Genomic DNA, 6,585 nt, shown 5'->3' with positions numbered 1-6,585 from the left:
CGGTCTCCTACCGGCAGGGCACGCTGTGGCTCAGCCCCGACGAGCTCGCCGCGATGCTGACCGACCTGCTGGCGGTCCTGGGCGGCCGCCTGGGCAACACCCCGGCCCCCGGCCGCGCCCCCTACCTGCTCAGCGCGATCCTGTTCCCCTCCGGCGCCCCGCCTTCCGCCCCGCCTTCCGCCCCGCCTTCCGCCCCGCCTTCCGCCCCGCCTTCCGCCCCGCCTTCCGGCCCGCCTTCGCCGCACGAGACCGGCCGGTAGCCCGCCCCGAACGTCAGGGCGTCCGGGCGGGAAGGACCTCGATGGCGGCGAGCCGGTCGATCCTGAGCAGCGACAGCCGGGTGACCTGGCTGGAGGTGGCGCGGATGGTGAGCGGCCGGGAACGGTCGGCGGCGGCCAGGTCGGCCAGGTCGGCCAGCGCCCGGACGCCGAGGAAGGACATGGCGCTGATGTCCACGACGTGGTGGCCGGGGTCGAACGAGGACAGCAGCGCGTTCCAGGCCAGGGCGTTGGACCGGTCGGCCTCGCCGGAGAAGGCCAGCCCGTCGCCGTCGGCGGTGGCGCGGTGGCCGAAGCGGGCCGCCTCGGCGATCGCCGGATGCGCCTGGCAGGCGCGGAAGACGTGCCCGGAGGTGAAGACGCGGGTGTCGTACGCGCACAGGGCGGTCAGCGTCCCCAGGGTGAACAGGGTGTTGGCGGCGGCCTCGAACGCGACGAGCGCGTCGATGTCCACCGCGTCCACGGCGTCCGCACGGTCCACGGGGCATGCCCACGCCATGTCCACGGCCACCCACAGGCCCGGGTAGCCGGCGGCGGTCGCGGCCAGGGCGGCGTCCCGGTAGGCGGCGTGCAGGCGGCCGGCGTCGAACCCGCCGCCGGCGTGTCGCGCCTGGACGGTGTCCATGACGTGCAGGTGCCCCTCGTGGAGCGCGCGCCGCAGCGGCGGGGACGCGCCGAGCCGGTCGCCGAGCGAGCCGCGCAGCCGGGGCGAGGGGAAGATCATCACCTGGGCCCCTCCCGTGACGCCGACGTGCGCGAACTCGGCGGCGGCCGACAGGAAGGCGTCGTCGGAGCCGAAGCGCGCTCCGAGGTGGTCGCCCGTGTGCACTGGCGGCAGAATCGCCATCGTGCTGCCTCCCATGCCCGGTTGCCCTTCATCCTAGGCAGGCGCGGCACGTCCGCCGGAGGGCTTTCGAGGATTTTGCGGCCGAATGTCGTATCAAGGTGCTTAGGATTTGCTCACTGAGAGGGATGAGCGGCCACGGGGCGAATCAGGCGGTGACCATGGGCGAGTCGTTCGGACTGCACGTGCCGATCGGTACGAACCTGGCTCTGCTGCGTGGCCTGATCAGCGCCTTCGCGCTGGAGGCGGGGCTCGACGGGCAGCGGGTGGAAGGGCTGGTCCTGGCGGTCAGCGAGGCGGCCAGCAACGTCCTGGAGCACGCCCGGGCGCCCGGCATGGTGAGCGCCCGCAACGACCCCGACGGCGTGACGGTGCACGTCGTGGACGAGAGCGGCACCCTGACGGACGCCCACCTCAACCGCGTCCCGCCGTGGCCGCCGCAGCGCGGCATGGGCCTGTGGATGATGCAGCGCGTGTGCGACCGGGTCACGCTCGACCATCCGGACGGCCGTTCACGACTGGAGCTGTTCATGAGCCGCGCCCCCGCGAACACGGACGAGGAGACCACACACCCCTAGTACGGTGGCCGGATGTATCCCGCCATCGAACCTTATGATCATGGTCTGCTCGACGTCGGTGACGGTCACCTCGTCTACTGGGAGGCGTGCGGCAACCCCGAGGGCAAGCCCGCGCTGGTCGTCCACGGCGGCCCCGGCTCGAACTGCACCCCGGGCCAGCGGCGCGGCTTCGACCCGGACCGGTACCGCGTGATCCTGTTCGACCAGCGCAACTGCGGGCGCAGCCGGCCGCACGCCGCCGACCCGGCCGCCGACCTGTCGGCGAACACGACCCACCACCTGGTGGCCGACATGGAACGGTTGCGCGAGCACCTGGGCGTGGACCGCTGGCTGCTGTACGGCGGCTCGTGGGGCTCCACGCTGATCCTGGCCTACGCCGAGGCCCACCCCGAGCGGGTCTCGGAGATCGTCCTCGCGGGGGTCACCACGACCCGCCGTTCGGAGATCGACTGGCTGTACGACGGCGTCGGCCGCTTCTTCCCCGAGCAGCGGCAGCGCTTCCGCGAGGGGGTGCCCGAGGCCCACCGGGGCAGCCTGGGCGAGGTGCTGACCGCCTATGCCGGGCTGATGGCCGACCCCGATCCGGCGGTCCGCGCCAAGGCCGCCCACGACTGGACGGCGTGGGAGGACACGGTCATCTCGCTGGAGACGAACGGCAAGCCCAACGCCTACAGCGACCGGCCGCCGGACAGCCTGGCGGCGCTCGTCCGCGTCTGCTCCCACTACTTCTCCAACGGCGCCTGGCTGGAGGAGGGTGTGCTGCTGCGGGAGGCGCACCGGCTGGCGGGCATCCCCGGCGTCCTCATCCACGGCCGCTTCGACCTCGGCGCGCCCTTGGAGTACGCCTGGGACCTGGCCCGGGCGTGGCCCGGCGCCCGTCTGGTGATCGTGGAGGACTCCGGGCACACCGGGAGCGGCACCTTCCGCGACGAGATCCTCAAGGCCCTGGACGGCTTCGCCGCCGCCCCCGCCTGATCGCGACCGCCGAGGAGCCGTTCCGGCCGGTCAGGGAGCCAGGGATCGCCCCTCGGCGGGAACGAACCGGATGAACGGGATGCGGCGGCCGACCTCGCGGTAGTCGTCCACGCTGCCGTCGACGGCGAAGCCCATGATCTTGCAGAGCCGGCGGGCGGCGGACGGGTGGCGCGGGGCGTACCGGGCCATGATGGCGGCGCCCTCGCCCGGTTCCAGCGGCACGGCCGTGGCCCGTGAGCGGTGGCCACCCACCTGGATGGTCACCTGCGGGGTGGCCTTGACGTTGCGGTACCAGTCGGCCCTGGGACCGAAGCCGGAGGCGGCCACGTAGCCGCGCTCGTCGTGCTGGACGACCTCGACGACGGCCCGGCGGGGCAGGCGCGAGACGCGTCCGGTGTGGGTGAGCAGCATGACGCGGCGGCCCAGCAGCGGCCCGAGGCCGAGGCGGTACAGCAGGATGGGCAGCCGCCACAGCCGGCGGCTCAGCCCGGCCGGCGGGTCGGGTCTCCTGACGATCTCCATGGTTCGGGCCTTCCGTAGTGGGTCGGAATGCTCCGCGCACCGGACCGGCCTACTTACGGGCCGTCCGCCTCCAGCAGGTCCTCCACCGCCGTCAGCGCCTCGCCGACCGGGAGGCCGGGGTCGATCAAGCGGTGCAGCATCAGCCCGTCGATCGCGGCCGTGACGAGCGTGGCGACGCCGTCCAGGCGGGCGGCCGTCCAGGCGGGACGCAGGCGTCCGAGGCGGGCGGCGATCCTGGCGCGGCCCCGGCGGAGCTCGTCGCGCAGCACCGCGCCCAGGGCGGGGTCGCGGGTGGCGCCCACGATCAGCTCGGCAGCCAGGCGGGGCGTCGGCTCGTCGCCCGCCGCCTGAGCCGGCAGGCCGCGCATCAGGGTCAGCGCGGCGCGTTCGTCCTCGGCGTTCAGCAGCTCGGTGACCAGCGGGCCGACGACGAGGTCCGTGGCGCGGCGGAAGATCGCCTCGTGCAGGCCGGGCAGCCCGCCGAAGTGGTAGTGGATCAGGCCGGGGTTGGTGCCGGCCCGCTCGGCCACGGCCCGCGTGGTGACGCCGGGCCATCCGTGCTCCCCCAGCAACAGGATCCCGGTCTCCACCAACTGCTCGCGACGGCGGTCGCCGCGCGGGGAATTTGGCCGATCGGCCAAGTTGGTCATACGGCCAAGTTAGCACCGGAAATTCGCGTGCGCCAGGGGCGGTCGCCGGTGTTGCATGTCCGGATGATCGACGAACCCCTGGACCGCCTCCGCGCCGCCGCACGACGTACCCGCGAACTGGCCCTGGAGCGGGGGGCCACCGGCGTGGGCCACGAGGACGCCGACGACGACGCCGGCACGATCGGCACCGACGGCGCCCTCGGCTTCGACCCGTTCCCGCTGCTGGAAGCCCTCCACCGGCACGGCGTCCGGGCCGTGGTGATCGGGCAGGTCGCCGGCATCATGCACGGGTCCGCCGAGCTGACCGGCGACCTCGACCTGCTCTGGGACGGCGTCCCGGCCCACGCCCCGGCCCTGGCCGCCGCCTTCGCCTCCGCCGGCGCCCGGCTCGGCGACGAGACGGGCCGCCCTCTGGCCGCGCACCCGGACTCCCTCCTGCGCCCGAAGGTGCGCTTCACCTCGCCCGGGGCCGGCGGCGACTGCTGCACCCCCGCGCTCCCCTGGGGAGGGTTCCGGGTCCGCGAGTGCCTGGACCGCGCGGTGACCGCGACCGGCCCGGACGGCCTGGAGGTCCACTACGTCTCGCGGGACGACCTGATCGGGATGCGCCGCGCCCTGGGCCGCCCGAAGGACCTGCGCCGGGCAGCCGAACTGGAGGCCCGGTGACCGGCGGAAAACCAGTCGTGGGAAGGGGCGGCGGTCGAGTAGCTTCGCCGTTCATGACCACGACCCCGACGCTGCGCACCGAACGGCTGCTGCTGGAGCCGTACGTCCCCGAGGACGAGGAAGCCTTCGTCGCCCTGTTCCAGAATCCGCAGGTCACGCGCTGGATGGGGGACGGCACCGCCACCGAGGCCGAAGACCGCGCGCTGTTCGGCCGGATCTTCAGCAAGGTCTACGCCCAGGACCTGTTCGCCGTCTGGGCCGTACGCCGGGACGGCGCGCTGATCGGCCACGCCGAGATCAAGGCGACCGACACGGTGGCGGGCCACGAGCTCGTCTACGCGCTCACCCCCGAGGTGTGGGGCGCGGGCCTGGGCCGGGAGCTGGCCGAGGCGATCGTCACCCACGGCTTCGACGCCCTCGACCTGACGGAGGTGCACGCCACCGTGGCGCCGGCCAACCTCGCCTCGCTGGCCGTGCTGCGCAGGATCGGCTTCGAGCACGTACGCGACATCGCCGAGGACGACGGCGGCAGCACCCACGTGCTGACCCGCCGCCGTCCGGCCGATCAACCGGTCCCGGCGTCGTAGGAGGCCCGCCCGCCGGTCATTCGACGGCGCCCGCCCGCGTGAGCAGGTCCTGGTACCAGGCGTCGTAGGGACGGTTGGCCGCCGGGTAGTTCGCCGGCGGATCGGTGGCCTGGCCGGCCGAGTCGAAGTCCCAGCCGCGCACGAGCCGTCCCGCCTGCCGCGCCTGGATGATGAACGCCGACTGCCCGGCGGGCGCCGCGTAGAACAGCGCGTCCTGCCGCAGCTCCGCGCTGTTCCCCTGCTGGAACTCGGTGAAGGCGACCTGCTGGGGGCGGATGCGGTCGCCGGTGAACGCGTCGGTGTCCACCCGCAGGGTGCCGGACGGGGTCGGGCCGTCGGCGCCGGTCCACACGTGCACGCGGGGAGCCGTGCCGGCCGAGGTGGTCTTGTCGTGGCGGGCGTCGGAGGTCCTGGCGTTGCCGGTCCAGGCGACGCTCGACGCGGCGGCGTCCAGCGTGCCGGTCCACTCCCAGTTCTGGTTGTTGCTCTGGCTGCGGTGGATCTCGCGGAGCCGGGTCCCACCGGCGTCGGTGAAACGGACCGTGGGCAGGACGCCATTGTCGTACTGACGGCTGGCGGACCAGGTGATCTCGCCGTCGGCGTCCAGGCGTCCCACGTGGTACCAGAGCGTGGCGGCGTTCTGGGACTGGTGGACCTCGACCAGGTCGCCGTTGTCGTTGAGGGCGACGGCGGGGGTCACGCCGGTGTCGTACCGGCCGTGGCGCAGCCAGGTCACGCGGCCGTCGGCGCCGTACCTGCCGGTCCAGTACCACAGCGCCCCGGAACCGGAGTCGTGCACCTCCACGACCTGGCCGCGGTTGTTGGCCGCGACGGCCGGGTTGGCGCCGACGTCGCGCTTGTACTGGGTGCGGGTCCCGCCGTCGCCGGAGATCACCGCGAGCACGCGGCCGCGCAGCGCGTCCACGGTCGGCGGGACGGCCGGGTAGTCCTCGGCCCGGAGCAGCCGCGGCCCGAAGGCGGAGACGAGCTTCTGGTTCAGCGCGGTCAGGTTGCCGGCGGCGTGGGAGGGGTTGTCGGTCAGGTCGTCCTTGAGGTCGAGGGCGACGACGACGGGGGCGGCCGCGGGATGCGCCGCCGACCAGTCGCCGATCACCGCGAGCCAGTCGCCGAGCAGGTTGGTGGCCGGGTTGCCCGCGTGGTCGACCTCGTCGCCGGGCGCGTCGTGGCCGACGGAGTAGTCGCGGGCGGTGGCGTACCCGTTGTCGTGGACGTCGAGCTCGACGAAGCGGACGCCGTGGTCGAGCTGGTAGGCGATCGAGTTCCGGGCACCGGCGATGTTGCCCGAGTAGCTGTTGTGCGTGGCGCGGAAGACCGCCGAGGGTAACGGGACGTCCGCCGCCGCCTCGGCCGATCCGCCGGCCGTCAGGACCGAGGCGACGGCGGCGAGGACTGACAGGACGGCTGTCGATCGGGGCATGCGCTGATCCTCACGTCGGGGGGTGTCTCGTGGAACGACGCCGTCCC

At 73.8% G+C, this 6,585-nt stretch carries 9 protein-coding genes; 5 read left to right on the top strand and 4 right to left on the bottom strand.

Going from position 1 to position 6,585, the window contains the following annotated elements; genetic code table 11:
* Window positions 1-260 (top strand): hypothetical protein (locus AB0J97_RS42485; RefSeq protein ID WP_364100320.1); only part of this gene is annotated, 260 nt, incomplete at its 5' end.
* Between the two features lie 13 nt (window positions 261-273).
* On the opposite strand, the gene AB0J97_RS42480 is transcribed toward AB0J97_RS42485, so the two are convergent.
* On the bottom strand, window positions 274-1,125 hold the full coding sequence (locus AB0J97_RS42480; protein WP_364100317.1) for an MEDS domain-containing protein: 852 nt from the start codon (window positions 1,123-1,125) through the stop codon (window positions 274-276).
* Window positions 1,126-1,250: 125 nt separating this feature from the next.
* Here AB0J97_RS42480 and AB0J97_RS42475 point away from each other — a divergent pair, with 125 nt between their 5' ends.
* Window positions 1,251-1,700 (top strand): ATP-binding protein, encoded by a 450-nt coding sequence (locus tag AB0J97_RS42475; RefSeq protein ID WP_364100314.1) that lies wholly within the window; start codon window positions 1,251-1,253, stop codon window positions 1,698-1,700.
* A gap of 12 nt (window positions 1,701-1,712) precedes the next feature.
* Window positions 1,713-2,675, top strand: coding sequence for a prolyl aminopeptidase (gene pip / locus AB0J97_RS42470; protein ID WP_364100311.1), 963 nt, complete (start codon window positions 1,713-1,715; stop codon window positions 2,673-2,675).
* A 30-nt stretch (window positions 2,676-2,705) separates the two neighbouring features.
* Here the strand turns inward: pip and AB0J97_RS42465 are convergent, their stop codons facing one another.
* Together AB0J97_RS42465 and AB0J97_RS42460 are read right to left on the bottom strand one after the other, a co-directional pair.
* Window positions 2,706-3,197 (bottom strand): nitroreductase family deazaflavin-dependent oxidoreductase, encoded by a 492-nt coding sequence (locus tag AB0J97_RS42465; protein ID WP_364100308.1) that lies wholly within the window; start codon window positions 3,195-3,197, stop codon window positions 2,706-2,708.
* Between the two features lie 53 nt (window positions 3,198-3,250).
* Complete coding sequence (locus tag AB0J97_RS42460; RefSeq protein ID WP_364100305.1) at window positions 3,251-3,847, bottom strand: TetR/AcrR family transcriptional regulator; 597 nt, start codon at window positions 3,845-3,847, stop codon at window positions 3,251-3,253.
* Between the two features lie 63 nt (window positions 3,848-3,910).
* Here AB0J97_RS42460 and AB0J97_RS42455 point away from each other — a divergent pair, with 63 nt between their 5' ends.
* Together AB0J97_RS42455 and AB0J97_RS42450 are read left to right on the top strand one after the other, a co-directional pair.
* The gene (locus AB0J97_RS42455) at window positions 3,911-4,513 is read left to right on the top strand and encodes a hypothetical protein (protein WP_364100302.1); all 603 of its coding nucleotides are present in this window, start codon (window positions 3,911-3,913) and stop codon (window positions 4,511-4,513) included.
* Window positions 4,514-4,566: 53 nt separating this feature from the next.
* The gene (locus AB0J97_RS42450) at window positions 4,567-5,100 is read left to right on the top strand and encodes a GNAT family N-acetyltransferase (RefSeq protein ID WP_364100299.1); all 534 of its coding nucleotides are present in this window, start codon (window positions 4,567-4,569) and stop codon (window positions 5,098-5,100) included.
* A 16-nt stretch (window positions 5,101-5,116) separates the two neighbouring features.
* Here AB0J97_RS42450 and AB0J97_RS42445 read toward each other — a convergent pair whose 3' ends face one another.
* Window positions 5,117-6,538 (bottom strand): hypothetical protein, encoded by a 1,422-nt coding sequence (locus AB0J97_RS42445; protein WP_364100296.1) that lies wholly within the window; start codon window positions 6,536-6,538, stop codon window positions 5,117-5,119.
* Window positions 6,539-6,585: the final 47 nt, after the last annotated feature.

The organism is Nonomuraea sp. NPDC049607 (assembly GCF_040675375.1).
Classification (GTDB): Bacteria; Actinomycetota; Actinomycetes; order Streptosporangiales; family Streptosporangiaceae; genus Nonomuraea.
The sequence above is the reverse complement of the archived record's forward strand: the minus strand, read 5'-3'. Positions and strand labels throughout refer to the sequence as shown.

Coding starts and splice junctions, on each gene's coding strand:
- AB0J97_RS42480 (WP_364100317.1), bottom strand. CDS start 1,125: ATGGCGATTCTGCCGCCAGTGCACACGGGCGACCACCTCGGAGCGCGC.
- AB0J97_RS42475 (WP_364100314.1), top strand. CDS start 1,251: ATGAGCGGCCACGGGGCGAATCAGGCGGTGACCATGGGCGAGTCGTTC.
- pip (WP_364100311.1), top strand. CDS start 1,713: ATGTATCCCGCCATCGAACCTTATGATCATGGTCTGCTCGACGTCGGT.
- AB0J97_RS42465 (WP_364100308.1), bottom strand. CDS start 3,197: ATGGAGATCGTCAGGAGACCCGACCCGCCGGCCGGGCTGAGCCGCCGG.
- AB0J97_RS42460 (WP_364100305.1), bottom strand. CDS start 3,847: ATGACCAACTTGGCCGATCGGCCAAATTCCCCGCGCGGCGACCGCCGT.
- AB0J97_RS42455 (WP_364100302.1), top strand. CDS start 3,911: ATGATCGACGAACCCCTGGACCGCCTCCGCGCCGCCGCACGACGTACC.
- AB0J97_RS42450 (WP_364100299.1), top strand. CDS start 4,567: ATGACCACGACCCCGACGCTGCGCACCGAACGGCTGCTGCTGGAGCCG.
- AB0J97_RS42445 (WP_364100296.1), bottom strand. CDS start 6,538: ATGCCCCGATCGACAGCCGTCCTGTCAGTCCTCGCCGCCGTCGCCTCG.